The sequence below is a fragment of the Paenibacillus sp. JT31N17 genome (genome assembly GCF_056269255.1).
Map to the genome: position 1 here is coordinate 1 of NZ_JBWDNP010000027.1, position 23,566 is coordinate 23,566.

Annotated in this window: 21 protein-coding genes and 1 pseudogene; 4 read left to right on the forward strand and 18 right to left on the reverse strand. The window is 48.5% G+C overall.

From position 1 onward, the window contains the following. Window positions 1–192: pseudogene (locus AC0YOB_RS37150) on the forward strand (hypothetical protein); the annotation flags it as partial. Window positions 193–299: 107 nt separating this feature from the next. Further along, window positions 300–1,556, forward strand: a complete 1,257-nt coding sequence (locus AC0YOB_RS37155) for a serine hydrolase domain-containing protein (protein WP_475797032.1) — start codon at window positions 300–302, stop codon at window positions 1,554–1,556. 165 nt (window positions 1,557–1,721) lie between these two features. Here AC0YOB_RS37155 and AC0YOB_RS37160 read toward each other — a convergent pair whose 3' ends face one another. The 11 genes from AC0YOB_RS37160 to AC0YOB_RS37210 form a co-directional block, all read right to left on the reverse strand. Beyond that, on the reverse strand, window positions 1,722–2,531 hold the full coding sequence (locus AC0YOB_RS37160; RefSeq protein ID WP_475797033.1) for a hypothetical protein: 810 nt from the start codon (window positions 2,529–2,531) through the stop codon (window positions 1,722–1,724). Between the two features lie 166 nt (window positions 2,532–2,697). Continuing rightward, window positions 2,698–3,459, reverse strand: coding sequence for an ABC transporter permease (locus AC0YOB_RS37165; protein ID WP_475797083.1), 762 nt, complete (start codon window positions 3,457–3,459; stop codon window positions 2,698–2,700). A 1-nt stretch (window position 3,460) separates the two neighbouring features. Beyond that, the gene (locus AC0YOB_RS37170; RefSeq protein WP_475797034.1) at window positions 3,461–4,369 is read right to left on the reverse strand and encodes an ABC transporter ATP-binding protein; all 909 of its coding nucleotides are present in this window, start codon (window positions 4,367–4,369) and stop codon (window positions 3,461–3,463) included. Between the two features lie 103 nt (window positions 4,370–4,472). Then, window positions 4,473–5,990, reverse strand: a complete 1,518-nt coding sequence (locus AC0YOB_RS37175) for an alpha/beta hydrolase family protein (protein WP_475797035.1) — start codon at window positions 5,988–5,990, stop codon at window positions 4,473–4,475. A 95-nt stretch (window positions 5,991–6,085) separates the two neighbouring features. Continuing rightward, on the reverse strand, window positions 6,086–7,009 hold the full coding sequence (locus tag AC0YOB_RS37180; protein WP_475797036.1) for a sensor histidine kinase: 924 nt from the start codon (window positions 7,007–7,009) through the stop codon (window positions 6,086–6,088). Window positions 7,010–7,017: 8 nt separating this feature from the next. Then, window positions 7,018–7,716, reverse strand: a complete 699-nt coding sequence (locus AC0YOB_RS37185) for a response regulator transcription factor (protein ID WP_475797037.1) — start codon at window positions 7,714–7,716, stop codon at window positions 7,018–7,020. A 50-nt stretch (window positions 7,717–7,766) separates the two neighbouring features. Further along, window positions 7,767–8,204, reverse strand: a complete 438-nt coding sequence (locus AC0YOB_RS37190; RefSeq protein ID WP_475797038.1) for an NUDIX domain-containing protein — start codon at window positions 8,202–8,204, stop codon at window positions 7,767–7,769. Between the two features lie 85 nt (window positions 8,205–8,289). Next, on the reverse strand, window positions 8,290–8,685 hold the full coding sequence (locus AC0YOB_RS37195) for a hypothetical protein (RefSeq protein WP_475797039.1): 396 nt from the start codon (window positions 8,683–8,685) through the stop codon (window positions 8,290–8,292). Window positions 8,686–9,195: 510 nt separating this feature from the next. Next, window positions 9,196–10,131: a phosphotransferase gene (locus AC0YOB_RS37200; protein ID WP_475797040.1), complete on the reverse strand. Its 936-nt coding sequence runs from the start codon at window positions 10,129–10,131 to the stop codon at window positions 9,196–9,198. Between the two features lie 343 nt (window positions 10,132–10,474). Further along, window positions 10,475–11,077: a YjgB family protein gene (locus AC0YOB_RS37205; protein ID WP_475797041.1), complete on the reverse strand. Its 603-nt coding sequence runs from the start codon at window positions 11,075–11,077 to the stop codon at window positions 10,475–10,477. Between the two features lie 53 nt (window positions 11,078–11,130). Continuing rightward, window positions 11,131–11,379 (reverse strand): hypothetical protein, encoded by a 249-nt coding sequence (locus AC0YOB_RS37210; protein WP_475797042.1) that lies wholly within the window; start codon window positions 11,377–11,379, stop codon window positions 11,131–11,133. Window positions 11,380–11,442: 63 nt separating this feature from the next. On the opposite strand from AC0YOB_RS37210, the gene AC0YOB_RS37215 reads away from it, so the two are divergent. Then, window positions 11,443–12,444: an alpha/beta fold hydrolase gene (locus AC0YOB_RS37215; RefSeq protein ID WP_475797043.1), complete on the forward strand. Its 1,002-nt coding sequence runs from the start codon at window positions 11,443–11,445 to the stop codon at window positions 12,442–12,444. Between the two features lie 324 nt (window positions 12,445–12,768). Here AC0YOB_RS37215 and AC0YOB_RS37220 read toward each other — a convergent pair whose 3' ends face one another. Together AC0YOB_RS37220 and AC0YOB_RS37225 are read right to left on the reverse strand one after the other, a co-directional pair. Next, window positions 12,769–14,484, reverse strand: coding sequence for an extracellular solute-binding protein (locus AC0YOB_RS37220; protein ID WP_475797044.1), 1,716 nt, complete (start codon window positions 14,482–14,484; stop codon window positions 12,769–12,771). Between the two features lie 865 nt (window positions 14,485–15,349). Further along, a complete protein-coding gene (locus tag AC0YOB_RS37225) occupies window positions 15,350–16,048 on the reverse strand; it encodes a helix-turn-helix transcriptional regulator (RefSeq protein WP_475797045.1) in 699 nt (232 codons plus the stop codon). Window positions 16,049–16,288: 240 nt separating this feature from the next. On the opposite strand from AC0YOB_RS37225, the gene AC0YOB_RS37230 reads away from it, so the two are divergent. Further along, a complete protein-coding gene (locus AC0YOB_RS37230) occupies window positions 16,289–17,773 on the forward strand; it encodes an alpha-L-fucosidase (RefSeq protein ID WP_475797046.1) in 1,485 nt (494 codons plus the stop codon). Between the two features lie 333 nt (window positions 17,774–18,106). Here the strand turns inward: AC0YOB_RS37230 and AC0YOB_RS37235 are convergent, their stop codons facing one another. From AC0YOB_RS37235 to AC0YOB_RS37255, 5 genes are all read right to left on the reverse strand, one after another. Next, complete coding sequence (locus AC0YOB_RS37235; protein WP_475797047.1) at window positions 18,107–19,972, reverse strand: beta-L-arabinofuranosidase domain-containing protein; 1,866 nt, start codon at window positions 19,970–19,972, stop codon at window positions 18,107–18,109. A 276-nt stretch (window positions 19,973–20,248) separates the two neighbouring features. Next, complete coding sequence (locus AC0YOB_RS37240; RefSeq protein WP_475797048.1) at window positions 20,249–20,521, reverse strand: hypothetical protein; 273 nt, start codon at window positions 20,519–20,521, stop codon at window positions 20,249–20,251. 168 nt (window positions 20,522–20,689) lie between these two features. After that, window positions 20,690–21,988, reverse strand: a complete 1,299-nt coding sequence (locus AC0YOB_RS37245) for a D-alanyl-D-alanine carboxypeptidase family protein (protein ID WP_475797049.1) — start codon at window positions 21,986–21,988, stop codon at window positions 20,690–20,692. Between the two features lie 90 nt (window positions 21,989–22,078). Further along, window positions 22,079–23,104: an acyltransferase family protein gene (locus AC0YOB_RS37250; RefSeq protein WP_475797050.1), complete on the reverse strand. Its 1,026-nt coding sequence runs from the start codon at window positions 23,102–23,104 to the stop codon at window positions 22,079–22,081. Between the two features lie 12 nt (window positions 23,105–23,116). Beyond that, complete coding sequence (locus tag AC0YOB_RS37255) at window positions 23,117–23,419, reverse strand: hypothetical protein (RefSeq protein ID WP_475797051.1); 303 nt, start codon at window positions 23,417–23,419, stop codon at window positions 23,117–23,119. Window positions 23,420–23,566 lie beyond the last annotated feature (147 nt).

A 23,566-nucleotide genomic window follows, 5' to 3' on the forward strand; every position in this document is an offset into this window, starting at 1 on the left:
CGCTACCTCAAAAATCCGCGTCAGGCTGCAGGCGACTTGCTTCAACGCTTCGGCTTGACAGACGCCGCCGACCGCAGGGCGTCTACGTATTCGGGCGGGATGCGCCGCAGGAGGCCATATAAATGGAGACGGCAAACAGGACATATCTCGATTCTGATTACCCAGAATATTTCCAATATTCAGATTCTATAATGCATCGAATATACTTTTTGACAAGGAGCTTTAAAGCATGAATAACAAAAGAAGATTTATAGTTTAAAACAATAGGGCTGTTAAAAAAGGGAAGAGAGGGAAACCAAATGAAAAAGATTACAACAGAAGATTTTAGTTCGTCAGAAAATATGAAGGATGTTGTTGGCTTCTCCGAAACAGGGCTGCGCAGAATGCGCGAGGTGCTGGCACGGCATGTCGAGTCCGGGAAGATTCCCGGGCTGGTCGCCCTGGTCAGCCGGGGCGGTGAGACGCATGTCGAAGCAATCGGGACGATGCGGCATGATGGTGGCGCGCCGATGCGCCGGGACACGATCTTCCGGATGGCGTCGACGTCCAAGCCGGTCACGATGGCGGCGGCGATGGTCCTGCTCGATGAGTGCCGGCTGCGGCTGGATGACCCGGTAGATCCGTGGCTGCCCGAACTCGCCGACCGTCGGGTGCTGAAACGGGCCGACGGCCCGCTGGAGGACACCGTGCCGGCGCGGCGGCCGATCACCGTACGGGACCTGCTGACCTCCACGTTCGGGCTCGGAGTGGACTTCGCGTTGATGGACTCCCCGATCAGGGCGGCGACCTTCGAGCGGACCGACTACAGCGTGGTATCCGGGCCGGCGCCCGGGCCGGACGAGTGGATGCGCCGCCTTGGCGAGCTGCCGCTGTCATACCAGCCCGGAGAGCGGTGGCAGTACGACCTCAGCAACGAGGTAGTCGGCGTGCTTGTCGCCAGGGTCACGGGCCAGTCGTTGGAGACGTTCCTACGCGAACGCATCCTCGATCCGCTGGGGATGAAGGACACCGGTTTCCACGTGCCCGCCGGCAAGATCGTCCGGCTGCCGACCCTGTACGGGCCCGACCCGCAGACTGGAGAGTTCATCGTGTGGGACGAGGCGGCAGGCGGAAGGCTCAGCCAGCCTCCGGCATTCCAGGGCGGCGGCGGTGGGCTGGTCTCCACCGTCGACGACTACCACGCCTACTTCCAGATGCTGCTGAATCACGGTATGCACGGGAGCGAACGGATCTTGTCCCGGCCAGCCGTCGAGCTGATGACCACCAATCGCCTCACGTCCGAGCAACAAGCTGCCCGGGACGCCATGTACAGGAACTCGTTCGGCCAATCGCAGCATGGCGGCTGGGGCTTTGGGATGGCGGTGCGCACCTACCGTGGCGACTACGCCTCCATCGGCCAGTTCGGCTGGGACGGCGGTACCGGCACCTCGACCTACGCCGACCCGGGCAAACAGCTCACCGGAATCCTCCTCACCCAGGTCGGGATGTCCACTGCGGATTCCGTGCATCTTATCCACGACTTCTGGACCACGGTCTATCAGGCAATCGAAGAATAAAACCGAGATGATACGCCCGTGAGTGAGCTTTGGCGGGCTGCCGTAGGCAGGGGGAGCGGTTGGTGTCGAGCAGCCGGTCGGGCATGGTGATGAACGTCAAATAGCCCCCGCCTCTAGGCGAGGGCTATGACGTTCAATAAGCTTTGAGCTTAATCCGAAGACCTATTATTTTGCATAAACATCGGCGGAAGTCTTGACAGGGGTAAGCGTTACTCCGTCTGTATTGAAGATGGATCCGTCATCCGATACGTATTGGTATTCGTCCGTATCGGTGCTGAAGAGCTTGAATGTACCGGTGGAATCCTCATAAAGATCTTCCTTGACCGGAAATCCGGATTTCTGATCGAGATACACGATGTACTGCATATTGGCAAGCGTGTTGTCATTAATATAGCTCTCATAGCTTTCCATGACCTTATTCAGGGTCTTCCCATCGGGCGTTTGCTCGGTTCCGACAGAAGTCCAACTGCTGCCTTTGTAATTTTCCTTTACGGCGCTAAAATCGAGATTCTTTTTATCCAATGGTTCGAATGGCTTCGAATCATCCGCTCTCTTGAGAATCTTTCCGCTTACGGGATCGCCGTTTTGGTTCCGTTGAATCACGACTATATCGTTGCGACCATTGAGAAAGTAGGTGCTTCGATAGCCCAGAAGCTGATGATCGGCTGAATAATCTTTTAAATCCGTTCTGTAATCCTTCGTTTGCGGATTATACCAATGTTCCAATGTAAAGTTCTGGCTGCCGTCGCTTCTCGAATAAGTGGTCTTACCATATTCGATCGTTCCCTGGACTTTGTCCGATGATGCAACCGACGCGTCAGTCGGTGCAGACACCGTCATGACCGTATTTTTCGGAATCGCGTCGCTTCCGTTTGCCGCGAATGCAGTAATGGTGCCGAGGCTTCCGATGACGAGAGCCGACGCCAGGACCGTTCCAGTTATTTTTTTGCTTTTGACCGCTTCGAGAAGTTTCATGTTTTTACCTCCGGATTTGTGATTTGCATTTGGAATGCGCAGTTCCAACTTGCAATTTCATTATAAAAAAGCCATATTTCATAACTATCGGCAAGTTGTAAATTAGTTGTATAATCCGGGAAGGACGATCCGGACAACCGTTCCTTCGTTCGAGCGGCAAGCAGCGTCAGGACCCGCTGTGGATTTCCGATTTCTCGTAATAAATGATGCAGAACGCGAGCGATATGACAAAGGTTACCGCAAGAATTAGGGAACCCGGGACCGCATAAGGATTTGGGCCGGTTTCCGCCAATCCCCGGGCCAGTTCCCGGACCGGCCAAAAAGGCATCAGCCACGGAAACAGAATTCCTTTCATGCCATGCCCCATTTCTCCGATGAGTGTGACGATCGTGGCGAACACGCCCATCACAGTCGAAGGGATGACGCTTTTACCGACCATGCTGAGCGCGGCCGACAAAGGCGTTACGCCGAATGCCAGAAGGCAGGCCAGCATATTCATACGCATGCCCGACCAGACAATCGCAAAATCGATAGGCTGCGTGAAAGATCGGATAATGCCGGCCACCGTTACCGTAACGCACGAGAGGGCCGAGGTGACGGCGATCAGCAGCAGCACGACCGCCAGCTTCGTAAGAAGAATCCGAATTCGGGAGATTGGATAGGAAAACAGCTGGTTGATCGTGCGTTCCTGGTACTCGCGCGAAATGATGTAACCGGTCATGAGAGCGAACATGAACGGCCCCAGAATGGTAATAACCATCCCCTGCCGATAAAACATATCCTGCAGGTCGATACCTGCCCGTACGCCCTCGGGTGTCACTCTCGGCAGAAACGCGGTCAAGGTGACCAGGTTCGCCGGTAGGGCGCCGAGCAGAACGAGCCAATGCATCTTGGTGCCTTTCAGCTTCATCAATTCGGTAAATAGCACGTTAAGCAAACCTCTCGCCTCCCGTCAGCTTCAGAAAATATTCCTCGAGACTGTCTCCCGACAGCTTTATTTCCTTCAAGCCGACTCCGCCTCCGATCAGCAGCAGACTGATCCTATCCGGCTCGTCGAGATGATTGTAAATGCGCAGTCTGCCAGGTCCGGATACGACATAGTCGGTCGTTCCGAGCTTCTGCTCCAAAATAAAGGCTGCTTTCTTCTCGTCGGTCACCATGAGGTCGAGACAGTGACGGGTCTTCCGCTGCAGCGATTCATAATCGATTTCTTCCAGCAGCCGGCCTTTGTGAATGATGCCGATTTTATTGGCCAGCAGCTCGATTTCACTCAACAAGTGGCTGGATATGAGAAACGTAATGCCCCTCTTGCGGGCAAGCTCCATGAAGAGCTGCCGCATATCTTTCATTCCCATTGGGTCCAGGCCATTCGTCGGTTCGTCTAATATAAGCAGATCGGGATGATGGAGCAAAGCGCGGGCAATGCCGAGGCGTTGCTTCATGCCGAGTGAATATTGCTTGACCTTCTGATGCTTGGCATCAAGCAGCCCAACGGCCGCGAGCGCATCGTCGACCGATTCCCGGTTGCCCATGCCCATCAGCCGGCGATGGAGGTCCAGATTATCCACCGCGCTCAGGTTCAGATAGAAGCCCGGATATTCAATGATCGCGCCGATCCGCTCCATCGCCCTGTCTTTATTCCCGCGCAGCGGAGCGTCAAACAATTCGATTTCCCCTGCGGACGGATGAATCAACCCCATAATCATCCGCAGCGTCGTCGTCTTACCCGCTCCGTTCTGCCCCAGGAAGCCGTAAATATCCCCGGGCTTGATCGTCATATTCAAGTCTGTCACAACCGCTTTGACGCCATAACGCTTCGTCAGACTATTCGTTCGCAAAATCGTGCTCGTAGGCCAACTCCCCTTTATCCACCAAGTTTCTTGACAGGTCCGTTGATGATCTTGCGCTGCTCAGACCGAACAGTCTTACGCAACAACGCCATCATGCCAGCCCGACTTTATGCAATCTCGGATATTGCTGCAGCAGCGATTCAGGCGAAGCCCCGGTCTCGTTCTTCAGATGCCGGTCGAAAAACGCCAATGTTACGGCCTTCGTAATGTCCAGACATTGCTCGGACGGGGTTGCCCCGTTAATACCGATGAAGCGTCGGAACCCAGGACCGATATACAGTCCGATATCAGCCAATTTCATATGGGCGCTGCCTTCGATTGTAAATAAGCTGTCGGACGCTTTCAAGGTATCGGCAAGTCCGACGATCGCCTGCGTTTGCTTGTCGTAAATGTCGATATAAGCTTGCTTGCTTCCGTATGCAGACGCCACAGCCTGCTGCTCATCGGCGGGCATATCCTCCCACTTCTTCATCAGCGGCTCACGCTTCGAAATCGCCTGGATTTGAAATTCATCATTCGCCAGCATGAGAAGAGGAGCCCCCGGCTTCGCCTTGTCGGGAACGGCATAGACAGCGCCGTCCAGATTGATGGCGGCCTTGATTCTGCTGTCATGGAGGGCTAAATTATACGCCGCCGCTCCGCCCAGCGAATGGCCGATGACGCCGATGTGCTGCAGATCGATTTTCCCGGCAAATATGGAATTCGTCTTCCCTGCGTTCATGTTGGCGAGGCGACCGATCACAAAGCTGTCGTCGTCCGCCATAATTCGGGTGATCGCATCCAAGGGATCGCCTTGGTCGAAGCTTGCCGTTGCATCCTTATCGGTGACGATTCCGCCGGGAAGCTCGGTTCCCGACGAGACATACGTATGGTTCACGGCAACGACGATGTAACCGTGGCTTGCCAGATCCTCGCATTGCGACGTATGCACTTCCATATTCGTGCCGCCGCCATGCGAGAATAATAGGACGGGATAGCTCGGCTGCCTATCGGATACGGGCAGCCCTTCTTGGGTGTGCGTCCCGACCAGCCGCAATTGATCGAAGAGGAAGCCTGGCATTCCGTAGCCCGAGGCGAACGAGTCTACGAGTGCGCGGGAATTGTGGAAATAAGCGGCGTACGGCTTGGACGGATCCTTCACCGCCGGATAGTAGATTTTCACTGCCAGCTCCCGCTTGTCCGCCGTTCCGGACAGAAAAGGCTCCATGCGCGACTCGTCCGTCAAGTGGACATATTGAACGCCGATGGCATAATCGCCAGCAGGCGCCGGGAGCTTGAATACGGGGAAGGCATAACCCAGTAGGGTCGTGAAAGCGAGGAGCAGGAAGGACAGGCTGACGGCAATGCCCTTCGCGATTTTTGCGGCCATACCCCGGTTTTCGGTGAATCCGATCATGGCCCTTGACAAGGCGTAAATTGCAAACAGACCGGCTAATAGGTAGGCGAACATCATTTGATAGCGATATCCTTCGATAACGCCATGCAGGCCGAGCACCGCTCCATTGATGCCCGCGAGCCACAGCAACGCGGCTTTGGACCTGCTTTTCAGCATCATGGACAACAAGGTCAGCACATTCACAGCAATTAATGCGACTTCGAAAACTCTCATAGGGCTTCCTCCTTTTGAAGCCCAGTATACAGCCGCCTTCTAACAGGCGGCTCTCGACTTTCTAACAAAATTCTTACGTTTCGAAAGACTGGCGATCAACCTTTGACCAGCCCGACCGAGAACACGGTTTTACCGCCCGATGTGCTGGATGCGGCGATCCGGCCGCCTAGTTTTTCGACCAGATGCTTCGTGATGGTAAGACCGAGCCCACTGCCGCGAAGGGCCGCGTTTCTGGAAGCTTCTCCTGTATAAAATCGCTCGAACACGCGCGGCATGTCCTGCGGTGAAATACCTTGACCGCGATCCCATATCTCGACCCGGATTAAGTCCGGCTCTTCCCGAACCTCGATGCCGATTTCCCGGCCTTCCCGGCCGTAGCGCAAAGCATTCGAGATCAGATTCTCAAAGACGCGCCGCAAAAACGCCCGATCGCCCATCACAAAGAGAGACGCATCCGGAATATGAACCGTTGGCGTAATCGATGCTTTCTGAAAATCCGGATAAAACCCGACCAGTACCTCCTGCAAAACGTCGCTTACTTCGACGCGATAGAGCTCAACCTCCGAATCGTCCGCTTCCAGCCTAGCCAACTCAAAAAACTCCTGCAGCCTCTCCAGCAGCACGTTTCCTTTGTCGGCGGCAATGCGGGTAAATTCGTTTCGTTCCTCGTCCGTCAGCGTCGGGTCGTTCAGAAGCGCCTCCATGTAGCCGAGCAAAGAAGTGAGCGGCGTGCGCAGATCATGCGAGATGCTGGCAATCATCCGTTTGCGCTCGTCCTCCAGAAATCGGGTCCGATCCAGGCTCGTCTGAACATGCTCGATGAAACGATTCAACGCTCCGCCCGCATCCCGGACCGGTCGGTTCCACATGCGTATCCGGTATCGCAAGTTGAAATTGCCGGCCCGGATTCCTTCAGTCGTCCAGGTGATGCGTTTGAATTCGTTCAGCAAGCGGCGGTTATGAAGGAAGAGGAGCAAACAAACCAGAAAGAGGAGAACGACGAGAATCTGCAGCAGCATTCTTATCCTCAGCCTCCCCCGCCGAGCTTGTAGCCGAAGCCCCAAACCGTCTTGATGTAGACGGGATATGACGGATCCCGTTCGATTTTCGCCCGCAGTCTGTTGATATGCACCATCACCGTGTTATCGTCGGATATGCTTTCCTCCTGCCAGACCGCTTCAAAAATCTGGGATTTCGTAAACACGCGGGTGGAATTGGTCAGGAACAGCTTCAAAATAGCAAACTCCTTAGCGGTCAGCGGCGTCTGCCGGCCGGCGACAGTTACTTCGAACGTGCTCGTATTCAGCTCCAAATCCCCGTGCCGGATCATCTCGGCTGCGGAGTCGGCGGCATTAGGATTGTAATCCACATAGCGGCGCAGCTGCGCCTTCACCCGTGCGACAAGTTCACCGATTGTGAACGGCTTGGTCATATAATCATCGGCGCCAAGCTCCAGCCCCAATATTTTGTCCATCTCCCGGTCCTTGGCTGACAAAATAATGACGGGGATCGTCCCCTTTTTCCGGATTTTGCGCAAAATATCCTGGCCATCGATGCGCGGCAGCATCAAATCGAGAATGACGAGCTGATAATCATGATCGGCAATGGCCGCGGACGCCTCCTCTCCGTCATAGGCAGAGCAGATGCCGAATCCTTCTTTTTCCAAATATTTGGCTATGAGCCGATTAATTTCGATATCGTCTTCAACGATGAGAATTTTTTTCATCAGGGGAATACTCCTCTCGTTCTTCCGTCCATCGCATGCAACCTTCTTTATTATTCAGCTCCTAAATAAACCGGGAATGTTGTTTTACACTTTGATAAATCTTTTAAATAATTACGAGCCTCCAGTGGGTATAGTCTATAATCCAATAAGTTACTTAAAGGCAACCACTCAATTGCCAATTGTCCAGCATCTGGGAGTTCCCCCATGCAAGCTTCCTCAATGGAATTTGATGAGCATAAAAAAATAAATTCAATTTGATGGATATTTTTTGTCTCATCTATCAATTCCCTTACAAATAATAGATCACCTATTAGAACATCTATCCCGACCTCTTCCCTACATTCCCGTCGAACATTCTCAATTAGGGTCTCACCATATTCCTGTCCGCCGCCTGGTAATGAATAGAAGATACCTTTATCATCTTGATATTTTATTGTGAGCAATTTATTGTCATGGATTAAAATTGCCTTAGAGGCATTCCTTATCAAAATAAAAACCTCCTACTGGTTAATTTTCTATAAACCAGGAAAGTGCAAGTTGTTCCATTTCACTTGTGCTAATCTGATTCGTTGCTTAACTATCGGAAGCCTTCAGTTCCTTTTTTATGAATGCTTCCATCTCACTTAAGTAAGGGGAGCTATAAACGATCCCATCCTTATTTACCAGGACGTACATCGGATATGATTTTATGCCCAACTTTTTTAGATTTTTATTCAAGCGCTTATTTTCAGAATGGCCAGCCATTTCCGTTACGTTATCCAGAATTACGCGGTTTGAATGCATGAAAGTTTGTACTTCACCCATCTCATTTCGAGGTGTATCTCCAATATAAAACAAATGTAATTTATAATTACTACGTTGTGGTTTTAATCCCTCTATAAATGAGTTAATACTGCTGCACCCATTAAGAATGATTATTGCAAAAAAAACTATTAATAAATTTCTAATCACTTTCCCTTTCAACTCCATTCACAACCTCCTCAAATTTATATGTTCAATTTCTCACAGGAGAATTAAGAGCATGATACAGCCGCAAAATTAAAAAAACGGAAATACATTGATTTATAATGGTTTCTTCATCTATAGAGTACGTTATCTAATCCACTATAGATACAAATTTCCGGAAGCTTTGTTGCGTTCAACTGCCCGTCAGCGTAGTAAAGGGCGCCGCGCGACTGCCTTCGGTATTATGCTATCGTGCCCAATTAGCTCAAAACGTCTCAACAACTAGTTGATTAACCCAAATGAGGAAGACAAGAATTAATTAAGCGAAAGTCCTTTCCAATACTTCAATGCTTTTAAGTAGTTTTCCAAATCAAGTGGATGAATGGCGGGGCTTCTTTGCCTTTACCGAAAAAAAATGTCCTATAACTAAACAAAAACGCCCCTTTACGGGACGTTTCGTTTATCGAATCAAAACATTACAGTCATAATTTTTTTGTAAATCTTTTCATCAACTTTAATCATTCTTTTTTTCGCTTAATATAAGGCATCCCAGTACATTTTATTTTCTAAATTCCGTACACACCATTGGTAATGACCATCACTACAATTTTCGGAATAAAAATTCGCAGATAAAATGCTGTATATCAAAACATAAAGATAGAGTTTTTCTATTACTTCTTTACCAAGGGTATTAACAATTAAATTAAGGTATCTTTCCAATATATTTGCCTTTAATTCATCATACATGTCAAAAAACACCCAACCTGTAGCAACGTCAAATAAATAATCACCATACATTGTCATTAAGCCAAAATCAAGTAAGCCAGTAATTTCACTTTCTTCATTAATAAGTAAATTACCGGGGAAAAAGTCTCCATGAATTAATGAATAGTTACCTTGATATTCGACTGATAAAATTCTCATTAATATCCCTAATTTATCTTGATAGTGCATAACATCCTTTGAAAGATATCCATGCACCTCTTTTTGTTTTTTTATAAGAAATTGTTCTAATAAACCATGCCAATCCTTCTGTTGAGACACGGGAATTTTATATTCGTTAAATAACTTCAATCCTTCAAATTTTGGAACTAGTTTGACTGTTTGTAATTCTAAAAGTGCAGAAAGATAGGCCTTCATGACAGTATTTAATTGCTCATTGCTCATGCTTGGTAAAAGATTTTGCATATTTTCCCCATTGATTCGTTTTTCAATCGTTACTACTATGTCCCCCTCTTCAAAAATATTGTAAATGTGGGGAAGCTTATAACTGATATCACTGAATTGAACTGAATCGTAAAACCGTTTTAAAATTTCTTGTTTTTTGAAATTCGACATACTACCATATATCTTTAACACTTTATCCTTACCATAAATATATACTTCCGCTTCCATTCCCCAGCCTATTATTTCTGTTTCACTAACATTGTACTTTCTTAATATTCTTGATTTAATACCCCTATTAGACATCTCTCAGCACCTCGATAGCGTTCCTTTTTTCTAAGTGTTTGATGCTTGCAGTGATAATTTTGCCCGGCAAGCTGCTGCTGGTACTATCGTACCCGATAGCTTAAGATTCGGATCGGGGAGTCTATAGTTTTGTCAATTATTTTAGGAATTACAAATATCCTCTAGCCTAAGACCTCGTGATCTCTTTACTAATTATGACATCATATTTATTATACAAGATCTTCTTTTGAGGTAAAATGCTTCACTATTCCTTCTGATTTTGAAGCGCTAATTGCATCAGAAATCACCTAATAAAACGGCGGGTTTCTCTAATATAGCTTCTTATGATTCAGTGGATACGCGCTTAGACGTCAGCTTTCGGTGTATAGACGTTGATGTGGTCGATATGCGCCATTTTGCCTTTAGGAGCCGTCTTCGACCCTACGAATTTAAGTTGATGATCGCCGGCCGGATACACGTAGATTTTGTCGTCTCCGTTGAATTTGACTGCTTTCGGCATGCCGAGCGCGGCTATGACAGAAGTAAATGTAATTTCACTGAGGCCTCTCGACGGGTCACTCGGCGGCAAGTAAAAGCGAAGATCGTAAACGATGCCGGTTTTGCTGCTGATACCGAAATCGTATGCGCCTCTGCCCATGCTGAAATCATACCTTTCGTAACCATTGCCCAAGCTTTCCGGAGAGCCCCAAAGTTTGTGAACCTCTTTGATGTTCGTTTTACCGGACACAAAGCTGCTTCCTTGCACCTTGCCTTGCTCAGCGTGCGCTAGAATGTTCTTGATATAGGAAGATCCATTATCTTTTGTCGCTGCTGCTTGTGCGGCAGTCTTCGTCGTGTTTGCCGCATGAGCAGGAATTACGTTAGCCAGCGTACCGAGCGAGATCATGGCAGCCATACCGATTGTGGACCATTTGCGAAGATTTTTGCTGTTTGTTATGCGATTCATATTTGTACACCTCGTCATGTTTATTAGGGATCCCTTACGGAATTCATCTTATTTCATTCCCAGGTGACAGAAGTTACAATACATTTAAGGCCCGATGACAAAATGGTTACAATCATCGCCGCATGGTCCGACAGCGGCGGGCTTGTATTATTTACCGTCAGCTGCGGTGGCTGCGTGACCGTAAGGAACTCGGGAAAGTACCGATCCAGCCAATTATGAACAGGTCCTTGTACCATGTCGGGTTGGGCCGCATCATAAGCCAGCCTGGACTTTTGTCTATCGTCAACCCGACTTCGGTCCATGTTAACCGACTGCTTATCTTGCTATGATGTGACGGAGAACTTCGATGAGATGGGGCTGACAGAATGGCAAAACAACATGAAGTTAAAGGTACGGGGAGAAAGATTTTGAAGAGGACCGGAATAAGTGTAGGGGTAATAATCGGGATTTTAATTTTGGCTATTTTGGGCAGCTTTATTAATCATAACATTCAATTGAATCGAGAGTCTGAATTAGTTGCACCCTTAGGTAAAATGGTTAACGTAAACGGACATGCGATGAGCGTATATATGGAAGGTAAGGGTAAAACCACACTCGTATTTTTGGCGGGAGGCGGTACGGCTTCGCCAATCTTGGATTTCAAAAGTCTTTTTTCTCGCTTAAGTGATGACTATAGCATTGCCGTGGTCGAGCGAGTGGGATACGGGTTCAGCGAAGTCGCGGATGTTCCCCGGGATATCGATACCGTTCTCGAAGAAACAAGAAAAGCGCTGCGTTTAACGGGCGCGCAAGCTCCTTATGTACTGTTTCCTCATTCGATGTCCGGATTAGAGGCCTTATACTGGGCCCAAAAATATCCCGGTGAAGTGTCCGGCATTGTAGGGTTAGATCCAGCTGTTCCCGCTGCGTATACTGATGTTAAAATCCCCAATAAAATCGTGTTCGACTTGTTTTCATTTGGAGCAAAGACGGGTATCACGCGATTCATTCCCTCTTTTGCCAATGGAGAATCGGCCATTACAGGGGGTTCCCTAACCGATCATGAGAAGGAAATCTATAAAGCGGTTTTCTATAGAAGAACAGAAACAAAACCAATGATAACGGAGATAGAAAGCGTTAAAGCCAATGCTCAGAAGGTGGATGAAATGCCACCGCCGCAGATTCCTATGTTGTTCTTCACATCAAATGGCGAAGGGACCGGGATCGGTACGGAAGAATGGCAGAAAAATCAAAAAAACTACCTTGCAAAAATAAAAGTGAATGAACAGGTTATACTCGATTGCGGGCACTATGTCCAAGATTTTGAATATGAAACCATTGCAAGTGAAAGCAAAAAATTTATAAAGAGTCTCGCGCTAGCCGGGTGATATGGATTCTAAAGTGGCTTCTTAGCCCAATACAAATGGCACCCATTCCGGGTGCCATTTTATTTTCGCAGTAATTGGAAAGTTCTTCATTTTCCGACTCAACTCTTTTTAATGGTATCCTGACCGTTACTTAGAAAAGCAGTTGATCGTTTTGACCGGCGGCTGTCGTGGCTTGTTCAACTATCGTACCCGTCTCTCAGAATTTCGTCACCCTGGAAGGCAGTATTCGGTAGGCCAATAAGGTTTGAGACGGTTTGTCATTCGTTAACTGATTGCCGGTGACCTCGATCGTTCCAAGCGCCTCTTGTCATCCTTTAGGGTCTGTTACTTAATGGCATCAGCCACTTCGGCGGTTATTTGATCGCCACCTTGTTTCTTCCAGTCGGCAACGAATTGGTCGAACGAATCGAGCGGAGCAGTGCCGACGATAATTTTCAGAAATACTTCGTCTTCCATCTTCTGAAGATTGACCCATCTGCTTTCCATCGTAGGCGTCTGGGAGTAGATCAGACTGCTTACCCGGTTCATTTGAACGTCCACATTGGGAGCGACGCCGACCATCAGCGAGTACAGACGAGTCCACGCTCCCCAATCGGCCAAAGGCTTCCAGTATTGGATATCCATGTCGTCGTATGGCTGAAGCTTTACTTTTTTGATATTGGCGAGATCGGCTGCAAGCAGCTTGTATTCCGGCTTGTCAGCAAAGTCTGCCGCCGTCTTCTTCCCTGCGAGTACATCGCGCAGAGCTTGAACCGTGAATTCCGATTCGTCGGAAGGCGCAAGAGGCAGACGTACCGGGTAGTAGCCGATCGAACCCTTGGCGAGATCGAATTTGCTTTCGTCGCGTAGCAACAGGTTTTCCAGCTTGATTGCCGCTTCGGGATTTTTGTAGCCTTTGCGCACGACAAGAAATGATCCGGCCGGCGCGCTCAGATGCGGGCTGAATTTGCCGTTGGCGTCAAGCGGCAGCGCGTAGGCCTGCCAGTCCGCTTTCGGGTTTTGCTTGACTGCGTCGGTAAGCGGACCGTAGCCCATCCACCATGGAGCGAAAAACATTCCGGTTTGACCGCTGACGATCGGCTCACCGGAATCCTGGCGGACCGAGATTTGCTGGTCGATAAGCCCTTTGGCATATAGATTTCTAAGCTCGCCGAGCGCTTCCTTCGTCTGCGGCAGCGTCGATCCGTAAGCCGGGTTGCCGTTAGCATCCTTGACCCAGTAGCCCGGATAGGCGTCATAAGCCGAGAAAATCGGATCGAAGCCGTACAGATTGTTTGAGGAATTGAGGAAATTTGCATACAGCTTGCTGGCGTCGCTGCTGTCGGGCGCGGCAATGCCGATCGTATCCTTCTTGCCGTTGCCGTCAGGGTCCTTGTTGACAAAAGCGTCGGCGACCTTCTCCAGATCTTCCATCGTCTTCGGAGGCTGCAGGCCTAGCTTGTCCAGCCAGTCCTTGCGGATCCACATTTCGTGTATGCCGGCGTCATCCGGCTGCGGCAGCGCCATAATCTTGCCGTCGAAGGTAACGGTGTCAAGCACCCGTTTATTGGAGTCGGCAAATACGCGCTTCATTGCGGGTGATGCATACTGATTGAAGACATCGGTCAAGTCTTCCAATTGCCCGTTATCGCTCATGTTAAGGAATTGCTGGGCATTGACGACCATCGCGTCCGGAAGATCGTTGCTGGAGATCGCGAGGCTGACCTTCTGATTGTAGTTGGTCGGCGATGCCGTGAAGGCGTCCTTCACATCGATGTTCAGGTTGTCCTTGATATAGCGCGTATACTGGTTGTTGTCCGGCGTATCGCCGGCAGGCAGCGTCGTATCTGCAGGGTCGACCTGCTGTCCGACATTAATCGTAATCGGATCGGCGTATTTGCCGAACGGATCCGCCGGAGCGGCGGATCCGGCCGGCGTATTGCCGGACGAGTTCCCTCCGTTGTTGGAAGTTGAATTCGGGTTGTTCGATGTACCGCAAGCGCTTACGAGAAGAACTATGCCTGCCAGAGCGACCGCAATGCCTTTCTTCTTGTTTCTCAATGTGCTCCCCTTCTTTCCAAGTTAACTTTAGCTTCCTCTAAATGTAGCATCCCCCTCGTTTTCGTTAGACGGGGAACGGTTGTGAAATAACGGGGAAATATGACGGGCTTCATAATGTGCTTCCAGCCGGAAAACACTTTATCAGACACCAACCTAAATCCAGCCTCAAACGTGAAGATAAGTAAATTAAAATCCGTAACATTTTTTAACTTATCTATTCTAACATCTGATGAAACCACCAACGATAAGTGAAATATCCATTTAAACAGGAAACCCCCTCTAGATTTGCATATTATGCCCGATACTGGTGAAACTATGCTGCCCGTTAGTTGAATAAAGGCAGCCGATTGATCGTGACCGGCTGCCTCATATTTGTCTTGCGCTATCTTGCCCGTTCGTATTATGAGGTCACCAGATCTTTCTGGTGGACCTCATTTTTATGTGGCCGTAAGTTAGCGGTAGCCGGTGGTTGAACGTTCGTGCCGTGGGAGCCGGATCCCGCAAAATAAAGAATCGTCTTGTGCCTGATCAGCCTGTACGATTTAATCAATTTGATCAGCCAGGTTCCATATTATTTGCGGGGAATTACGGTCAGCCAAACCTCCTGACCGTAGCGGTAGCCGGGGATTATCCAATACTGTGGGAAGTCATTTTCCTGCCAGTTCCACCACAAGCCATTGTGCTTTGGAGTGTTGCCATGTGTTCTTCAAAGTTCTACTCGATCTGGTACAGCAATCCAGCGAATGAATACAATACCCACCTAATCGAGCAAAAGCAGCCCCCCTCAGTTGAGAAAGGACTGCCTTTTTCGTTTTTTCGGTGATATAAATCTCCATAATTTCAATTCATTTATTCTGCAGTCTCCTCAATATTGCGATGGAGACACTCCGTACTTCTTCTTGAATATTCGCGAGAAATACCTGTAGTCATTAAATCCTACGTCATGTGCAATACGCTGAATGCTCCGATCGGATTGATTCCTTAATAGATGTGTTGCCGTTTGAAGTCTGATTGCATTGACATACTCGATAGGTGTAACCGAAAAATGCTTTTTGAAATATTTTATAAAATAGTTCGGGTGCAGATGCACCAGATCGGCAAGCTCATTCAAACTGATCTCAGTATGTAGATGCTGTTTAATATAATGATCCATCTTACTCATAAAGTGGTCTTTGTTTATCGGTAATATCTTATCCAAATTCACATTACCCAGAAAAATTCTCAGAATTTCCAATAATGCCGATTTTTCAGTCAAAGTATCCAGCGGGTTCGTCGAAAGATTAGTTTGGGCTAATGCCGCAAAGACGGGTATGATTTGATGTTTCGGGATGGTACATTTGACAGTTTCTTTGTGGTAGACGAGTTTTTGTTGTTCTTGATGAAAGATGAGATTAAAATGGGTCCAATACTTCATGATGGGATGATCAGGATTCTGATAGTAAGTATGCGGAGTATAAGCAGGTATCAAGAAGAGTTCCTCCGGTTGGGGAATGAAGGTATCCCCATTCAGAATGAGGGTGCACTGCCCTTCTAAAAAATAATAAAATTTATTATAGGCATACACACAGTTCTCTTCTCCCCAATCCGGAGCGCAAACATTTACTCTGCTTATCAGACTCTTAACGGATATATTCTCAAATATATTGAACATTTAAGGTCAGGTCCCTTCTTCCTACTGTTTAAACATCATAAAAATATCATATTGGATTAATATCGTCCACATACACGTTCAAATACACCCTTCAATATCGCCATGACCCTGCTATACTTAAAAAAGAAAGGCTGATATTAAGGAGGTTTCCTTATGATGAATAGAAAATATGAACAGCATTTGAAAGCGATTGATAAGGTTGTCGCGAACGGTCCTTACAAAGATTCTTGGGCATCTCTGAGTGAATATCCCGAACCTTCTTGGTATCAAAAGGCGAAATTCGGAATATTTATCCATTGGGGTGTATACAGCGTCCCGGCTTTTAAGAATGAGTGGTATCCCCGTAATATGTATATTCAGGGCACTCAAGAATACGAGCATCATATTCAAACCTATGGCGAACACAAGGATTTTGGATATGCCGATTTTATACCGCAATTTAAAGCAGAGCATTACGATGCAGCGAAGTGGGTTGAGTTGTTTAAAGCCTCAGGAGCCAAATATATTATGCCTGTAGCCGAACATCATGATGGTTTTCAGATGTACGCCAGTGAGTTATCTGATTGGAATGCTGCCAAAATGGGACCGAAACGTGATGTTATTGGAGAATTAAAATCAGCAGTAGAGAAGGAAGGGCTTATATTTGCCGTATCGAGTCATCGAGCGGAGAATTTCTTCTTTTACGGAGGTGGCAGAACGTTCGACTCTGGTATTCAAAACATCACGTTCCAGGAGCCTTATGGTTATGCGAGTCCTATCTATTCTTCAGCGAGTGTGGAGGATTCGCATAACATCTTCTCTTCGCCCGCACCTCAGGAGCATCTTGAGGATTGGCTTGTCCGCTCCTGTGAGTTAGTGGATAAATATCAGCCGAAGATCGTCTGGTTTGACTGGTGGATTCACAACGCCTCCTTTAAACCATATATCAAAAAATTTGCTGCCTATTATTATAATCGCTCGCTTGAATGGGGCATCGATGTAGCGATTAATTATAAGTATGATGCGTTTGCCTATGGTACAGCTATCTTCGATGTTGAGCGTGGACAGCTAAGTAATATCAGACCGAGATTGTGGCAGACCGACACGGCAATAGCGATAAATTCTTGGTGTTTTACAAATAACAACGACTTTAAGAATCCTGTAGATATCGTCTGTGATCTCATTGATATTGTTAGTAAAAATGGTTGCCTGCTCCTTAATATTGGACCCAAATCAGATGGAACAATTACAAAAGAAGAGACAGAAGTGCTTCTTAGCATTGGAAGATGGCTGGATACGAATGGCGAGTCTATCTATGATACGACATACTGGAATATATTCGGTGAAGGTTCCACAATAGTACCTGAGGGTGCATTTACAGATGTCGGACGGGAACCTTTCACAAGTGAAGATATCCGTTTCACCTATAAGGCACCTTATCTTTACGCGACTGTACTCAGTTGGCCAGCGAACAATGAAGTCATCATCCAATCACTGAAGAAAGACAGCAAATATTTCAACGGAGATCTTGTATCCGTTGAAATATTAGGATTTGATCATGCTGCAGCATTCAGCCGTGAAGAAGCCGGATTAAGGATTACCGTTCAAGGGAATATTCTGACCGAATATCCGGTTTGCTTTAAAATTACGATCGATTAGTTGTAGGAATCATAGATTGGCGGATCTGCTTCTTGTTCCGATTCTGCGGCCCCCATGCCAAATGGCTACCACCTGAATAAAAGGGCAATGCTTGAATGAATGGCAGAGGACGGCCGGGAATTTCTCCCCGCTGCCGTCCCCTACTTTGCCGTTACATCTCCAACTCGTTATATTCCATCATCGCAATCAAAATGGTTGCCGATTCCGCGCGCGTCGCGTATCCGCTTGGGTCAAACAAATTGCCATTTTTCTGTTGATGATGTTCAGATCTATTAGAGCGGCTACAGAACTACTTGCCCATTCAGGTATTAGGTCGTGCCGGTTTGACAGGGCCTATCGGCCCCTCTTCACCTTGAAGTAAATCTGGAACGGCTCATACCCGATATCGCGAATTCGCCTCAATTGAATCGCCGGGTTCTGATTTACCGTCTTAAAGAAGAAACGCCAGCTCCCCCACTCGCGCTCGTTTTCCATTTCGACCTCGGAAGCGATGTCGTCATTCTCCGCATACAAAATTCGTTCGGCCTCGCATACGCCTGCCAACACTTCGGGACCAAAACGGAAAGCCCCCGTGCACTCGTCATCCGGCAGCGGAATGAAGCGGATACCGATCGGCAGGATCAGGCTGATCCTGTCACCGTCCACCCAGATTCGTTGAATAGGATAGAATCGGCCGCTGTCCTCCGTTTTCCCCTGAAGGATACCGTTGACGTAAATAATAGCCTCGGACGTGATCCATTCCGGAATCCGGCAATGGAAGGTAAACGCTTTCGGCGCGGATGTGCGAATGACAAAATCATACTTTCGGTACGGAGGCCTATTTTCATGGTACGCGGTCATTTCGTTAATTTCCTGATACCCCGCTGTGTTCGAAGAACTCAGCATGCTTCCGCTCATCCGATCCTGCGATTGAAGGATCCATACGGGGTCTCCCCCGATTTCCAGAGTCACCTCGGAGTCAAAATATTGGCATGCATAAATGCCGTTCCGGTCCTGATAATAAAGGCCTCGATTCCAGGCCGCGTTCGCTTGGACCATGGTTCCGTGACAACAGAAGAAGCTGTCTGTCTCCGTGCTCCAATCCTTGTGCAAACCAGCCTTCATCGGCAGGAAGTACGTTAACAGTCCGGTCGAGGGGTGGTCGTGCTTGTTGCCGGCCAAATGATATTCCTGGTAGTAGGCTTGGGCCATGATGCCATTATAGAGATTGTATTCGATATATTGGGCATAAGCGGGGTCGCCCGAATGCCGAAACAGGAACTCCGACAACCGGATCAGGTTGTAGACCGTACAATGCTCCTGATTCTTGTCCCCCAGACGTGCCTTCATTTTCATCTTCGGCATCCAGACTTCCCCGGCCGTCTGTCCCCCCGTCGCCAGGTGTCCTCTTTCCGTCACCGCGCAGTTCCAATAAGCTTTCACGATATCCATCCATCGCTCTTCGCTCGTCACTTCATACGCTCGGGCGCAGCCGAGCACTTCCGGGATGGTCGTGTTCGCATGCATATTCGTCAGCGGATCTTTGCCTTCGAGCAAGGGCTGGAAGAGCCTGCTGCGATAATAACGTTCCAGCAGCGTCTTATATTTATCCTTTCCTGTGATGTGAAGGAGATCTGCCCAGACCTCCAGCATCCCGCCGGTCTCCACATCCAGGATGTCGTCGAATTTCTCCCTGGAGAATCGGCCGCTCCAATCCGCGAACCAGTCCGCGAACGAATCCGCGATCTCAAGCGCCTTCTGATTCCCGGCATAAAGATAAACATCTACAAGACCCATGAATAGTTTATGGAGATTATATTGCGGGGCCCAGATACCCTTTCCGTTCGCGATCCAATGCAAATATTTCTCGGGAATCGGACCTGTCCACTGACCTCCGTTGTCCTTCTGGCACTCGGCCAATTCATCAATGATGAGATCCATTTTCACTTTCAGCTCCGGGTCTCCGGTCCCAAAGTAATGCATACCCGCTGCCGACAGCCAATGGCCGAGGAAATGACCCCGAAGCTGGCAGACCGGCGACTCCCAACCTCCGTGCGCCCCCTGAGGAATGCCCCTCCCCGAGTATCGGCCGGCTTCCAGTCTGTAATTAAAGAGAAGGTGATCACTGTTCAGCTTCATCAAGTACTCCCGGTTCGCTTCCTGCCTGCGTTTTAATTCGCCATCGCGAATGAGGACATGCTCCCCCCTCAATTCTTCCACTCACTGGCACCTCCCATTAATCCATTGTCTAAACTGACCCGAACATCCCTTGTTTACTCGGTCTCTTTGAATAAGAAGTTCCGCATAAGAGTAAACCCATTTAAAAACTAACACTTTCATCGGTCAGAAACTACCCGTCAATCACTTGGCATTTCCCCTTCAAACTATAGAAATTCCCAACCCTTGATCCCAGACACGGCGATTCCTTGGATAAAGGATTTCTGTCCGATAACAAATAATAGAACGGGAGGGATAAGAACCATCGTAGCCGCCCCATCAGCAACTCCCATTGGGCCGTGTAATACCCAATCCAGACGGGGGGACGATAAAAATTTGAGAAGAGTCCATTACCGCGCTGCGCACCATCCACACCAGGGGCAGAATAAAAACGGCCGAACCGGAGAGAAGCACAAGATATAACAGCAATGTTTTCATACCGGAATAGTTGTTTGTGGCCATTAAATGATGACGGACAGGATCATGCTGATCGCGAACAACACCCAGGCAATTGCGCACGCGGCGCCCATCGATCGTCAAACTGGACTTCATAGGCTGGACATCCAAATGAAATGAACGAAATCAGTAAAATTCCAAAAATCAAATTTCCTTTTGTCATGGACTCACTCTTCAATGGTTACTTTCCTGTTTCCATTATGTAAGCCTCCCGAAGATCCTAAACATAAAGAAGGTGTAATAGGCAACCGCTTATGTCGGAATTTAGAAAAGATCTACGATCCCTTGGAACAGTCCGGAGAAGAAGCTGCCGATCGCACGGAATAACAGCCTCCACCAACCTGCTTTATTAACGGCCTCCGTAGCGACCAAGTCGATCGTAACCGTCTTTTCTTCTTGGGTGGACGGGTCTTTGTATTTGTAAGTAACCGTACCTACCTTAGCGCCGAGCTTGACCGGAGCGACCAATGGGTCCTGCGCGCTCTTCACTTCTTGCACCGTCGTTTCCACGGCCTGGCCTTTAGGAATCAATACGGTCAGATCGGACGTCGTGACGACCGGTACGCTTTTCGCTTTCCCTTTTTTGACTTTTAACGTTGCGTATCCCGGTACGACGGCTTTCGCGTCGACGATCGTTTTCTTCTCGAAGCCGTAGAAACCGTAATCGAACAATTTGGCGGTCTCCAAGAAACGCTGTCCGTCGTTCGTATCGCCGGGAACTCCCATGACGACAGCGATCAGTCGAGTTCCGTCACGCAAAGCGGTTCCCGTAAAGCAGTTGCCGGCTTTACTCGTATGTCCCGTTTTCAATCCATCTACGCCTTCGTAGGCGAACTTGCGGAAGTTGGGAACGTCCTTGTTGCTTGCGAGCATCCAGTTCACGTTCGTGATCGGCGATTTATCCCGTTCGCGGAACCTGTAGGACTGGATTTTGGAAGTATTCAGGAATTCGGGTGCTTCCTTTAGAATGTGATAGGCTAAAGTCGCGGAATCGCGGGCGGACATTACCGTTTCCCCATCGATGGAAGTAGGACGGAATTCCTCGGGCATATCCGCTCGGTCGAGTCCCGTGGAATTAATGAAGTGCGCCGTATTCATACCGAGCTTGACCGCGGTTTCGTTCATCAGCTTCGCGAAATTTTCCTCGGAGCCGGCAACCAACTCCGCTAATTGCGCTGTCGCGTCGTTGGCGGAGCCGACGGCCATCGCCGTATACAATTCCTTAACCGTATGCTGATCGCCTTCCGCCAGAAAAATCCGGCTTCCGATCTGCGACGCCGCGTTCTTGCCTACCTTAACGGTTTGGTCCCAAGAAAGCTTTCCTTCCTGTACGGCTTTGAAGACGAGATATTCGGTCATCATTTTAGACATGCTGGCAGGTGGCTTCGGTTCATCCGCGTTGGATTGATATAGGATTTGTCCGTTTTCCGCATTCATGAGGATGGCTGATTTCGCTTGCAGCTTAGGGGCTGCAGCGGGGACATCCGCAGCAGATGCCAATGAGGAAACGCCGAACGTGAACAATAGACTAATGAGAACGAAAACGGCAACGAACCGCTTCATGATGAATGCTTTCGGTAATAACATAAGATGATGGCGATTTAACGCCTTCTCCCCTTTTTCGATAAAATACTTTGGCCCTATTGTAATGGCTTAGCGCCCAAAGTTGAATTTCATAGCAGATAATCGTACGGCTGCTGCAGCCATCATAATCGACAACAGACAGACAGCGGCAAAATGAAGCAGACTGTTCGTTATGAATAAAGATTCGAGTTTCGCAGCCTTTGCCAACCCGCGAACGAGTACGATGGCAAGGGGATGCAGAATATAAATCCATACGCGCCCCTCTCTGAGCGCTTTCCTCGTCCTTCCCCGCCACTGGAGCGCCCACCGAAACGAGAAATAAGCAGCAGGCAATGCGAAGATAAACATACTGTCATGTCTGGGAATTCCCGCTGCATGCAGAAAGATTCCCTCCGCTAGCAACATGGCGAGCGATATGGCAAACAAGCATGCATTCGTGAGTGGTCTTCTTACCGGCTCCTTCCGTTTGGCTGCCCAAGCCCCCAATGCCAGATAGACCGGAGCATAGAATAATCCGTTGCGCGTGTAATCAAATATAGTGAACAACCCCTCATATACTCGCGAAATCCCCTCTGTGCTCTCTATCATTCCATAGTAGCTATCACCCAGCAGTCCTATGATATACAAGAACCCTGCTGCAGCGAGCATCGCTTTCATTGACATCAACTTATGCATGAAGGAAGTTATCCCTATCCCGATCAGCAGAGCCGGCAAATACCATAGATGATAAAAGGTCCCGTCGAATACGATATCCTTGATAAAGGAATAGACAGTGAAATGATTAGAAAAATAGCCCGTGTACACGTTAAGCGGAAGATACAGCACGATGGCAATCGCATAGAGCTTCCCGATTTTTTTCGAATACCCAAGCAGCGCCTTCTTGTCCGCTCGGGGTTCGCCGCTCAGCTTACGGAAATAAAAAAAGCCGGAGGTCAGGAAAAAAACCGGAACGGCAATTCGGCTAACGAGACCGCTTAGCAGAAAATCAGCATGCGGATTGAAGGATAGCAGCGGGCTGGTATGATTGGCAATGACGAGCAGGGCGGCCAGAAATTTCAATAGGTCCAGCCCGCTTTCATTCCGTTTAGACAGCATGGATATGTTATCCTAAACCGGCGAATGCCGTCGCGATGAATCCTTCAGCTTGCCGCCCCAAGCTTCAAGCAGATTATTGAAATGCCGTAAACATGTATGTTCCAAAAGCATGCCTTCATGCAGTTCGTGTATGGCCGGGTTTGAGCTTAACGACGTCAGCTTACCTGGCGGAAGCGGCTGTCTAAAGGGATTTGCGAGATTCACCAGCACCAAATGCCCTTCGTAGACCTCAGCTCTGCTTGCCTGGTAGGAAGTACGCCTTACACCTGAATAACTGCTTTTTTGAATCTGAGATGCGTGGTTTGTTTGTCTCATCGTATGTGAGCCTCCCGAATGTTTGTGATAGGTTATGAGAATCGAATGCTCCTACTTCAAGATAACCCTGATTCATTAAGAGGCTTTTAAAAAAAGCTTAACAAAAGATAAGATTTCTTGCTTATTTATAAATGAACGAGGCTGGAG

Coding starts and splice junctions, on each gene's coding strand:
- AC0YOB_RS37240 (WP_475797048.1), bottom strand. CDS start 20,521: ATGAAGTCCAGTTTGACGATCGATGGGCGCCGCGTGCGCAATTGCCTG.
- AC0YOB_RS37250 (WP_475797050.1), bottom strand. CDS start 23,104: ATGCTGTCTAAACGGAATGAAAGCGGGCTGGACCTATTGAAATTTCTG.
- AC0YOB_RS37230 (WP_475797046.1), top strand. CDS start 16,289: ATGATGAATAGAAAATATGAACAGCATTTGAAAGCGATTGATAAGGTT.
- AC0YOB_RS37185 (WP_475797037.1), bottom strand. CDS start 7,716: ATGAAAAAAATTCTCATCGTTGAAGACGATATCGAAATTAATCGGCTC.
- AC0YOB_RS37160 (WP_475797033.1), bottom strand. CDS start 2,531: ATGAAACTTCTCGAAGCGGTCAAAAGCAAAAAAATAACTGGAACGGTC.
- AC0YOB_RS37155 (WP_475797032.1), top strand. CDS start 300: ATGAAAAAGATTACAACAGAAGATTTTAGTTCGTCAGAAAATATGAAG.
- AC0YOB_RS37195 (WP_475797039.1), bottom strand. CDS start 8,685: ATGGAGTTGAAAGGGAAAGTGATTAGAAATTTATTAATAGTTTTTTTT.
- AC0YOB_RS37210 (WP_475797042.1), bottom strand. CDS start 11,379: ATGGACCGAAGTCGGGTTGACGATAGACAAAAGTCCAGGCTGGCTTAT.
- AC0YOB_RS37215 (WP_475797043.1), top strand. CDS start 11,443: ATGGCAAAACAACATGAAGTTAAAGGTACGGGGAGAAAGATTTTGAAG.
- AC0YOB_RS37205 (WP_475797041.1), bottom strand. CDS start 11,077: ATGAATCGCATAACAAACAGCAAAAATCTTCGCAAATGGTCCACAATC.
- AC0YOB_RS37175 (WP_475797035.1), bottom strand. CDS start 5,990: ATGAGAGTTTTCGAAGTCGCATTAATTGCTGTGAATGTGCTGACCTTG.
- AC0YOB_RS37245 (WP_475797049.1), bottom strand. CDS start 21,988: ATGAAGCGGTTCGTTGCCGTTTTCGTTCTCATTAGTCTATTGTTCACG.
- AC0YOB_RS37200 (WP_475797040.1), bottom strand. CDS start 10,131: ATGTCTAATAGGGGTATTAAATCAAGAATATTAAGAAAGTACAATGTT.
- AC0YOB_RS37180 (WP_475797036.1), bottom strand. CDS start 7,009: ATGCTGCTGCAGATTCTCGTCGTTCTCCTCTTTCTGGTTTGTTTGCTC.
- AC0YOB_RS37255 (WP_475797051.1), bottom strand. CDS start 23,419: ATGAGACAAACAAACCACGCATCTCAGATTCAAAAAAGCAGTTATTCA.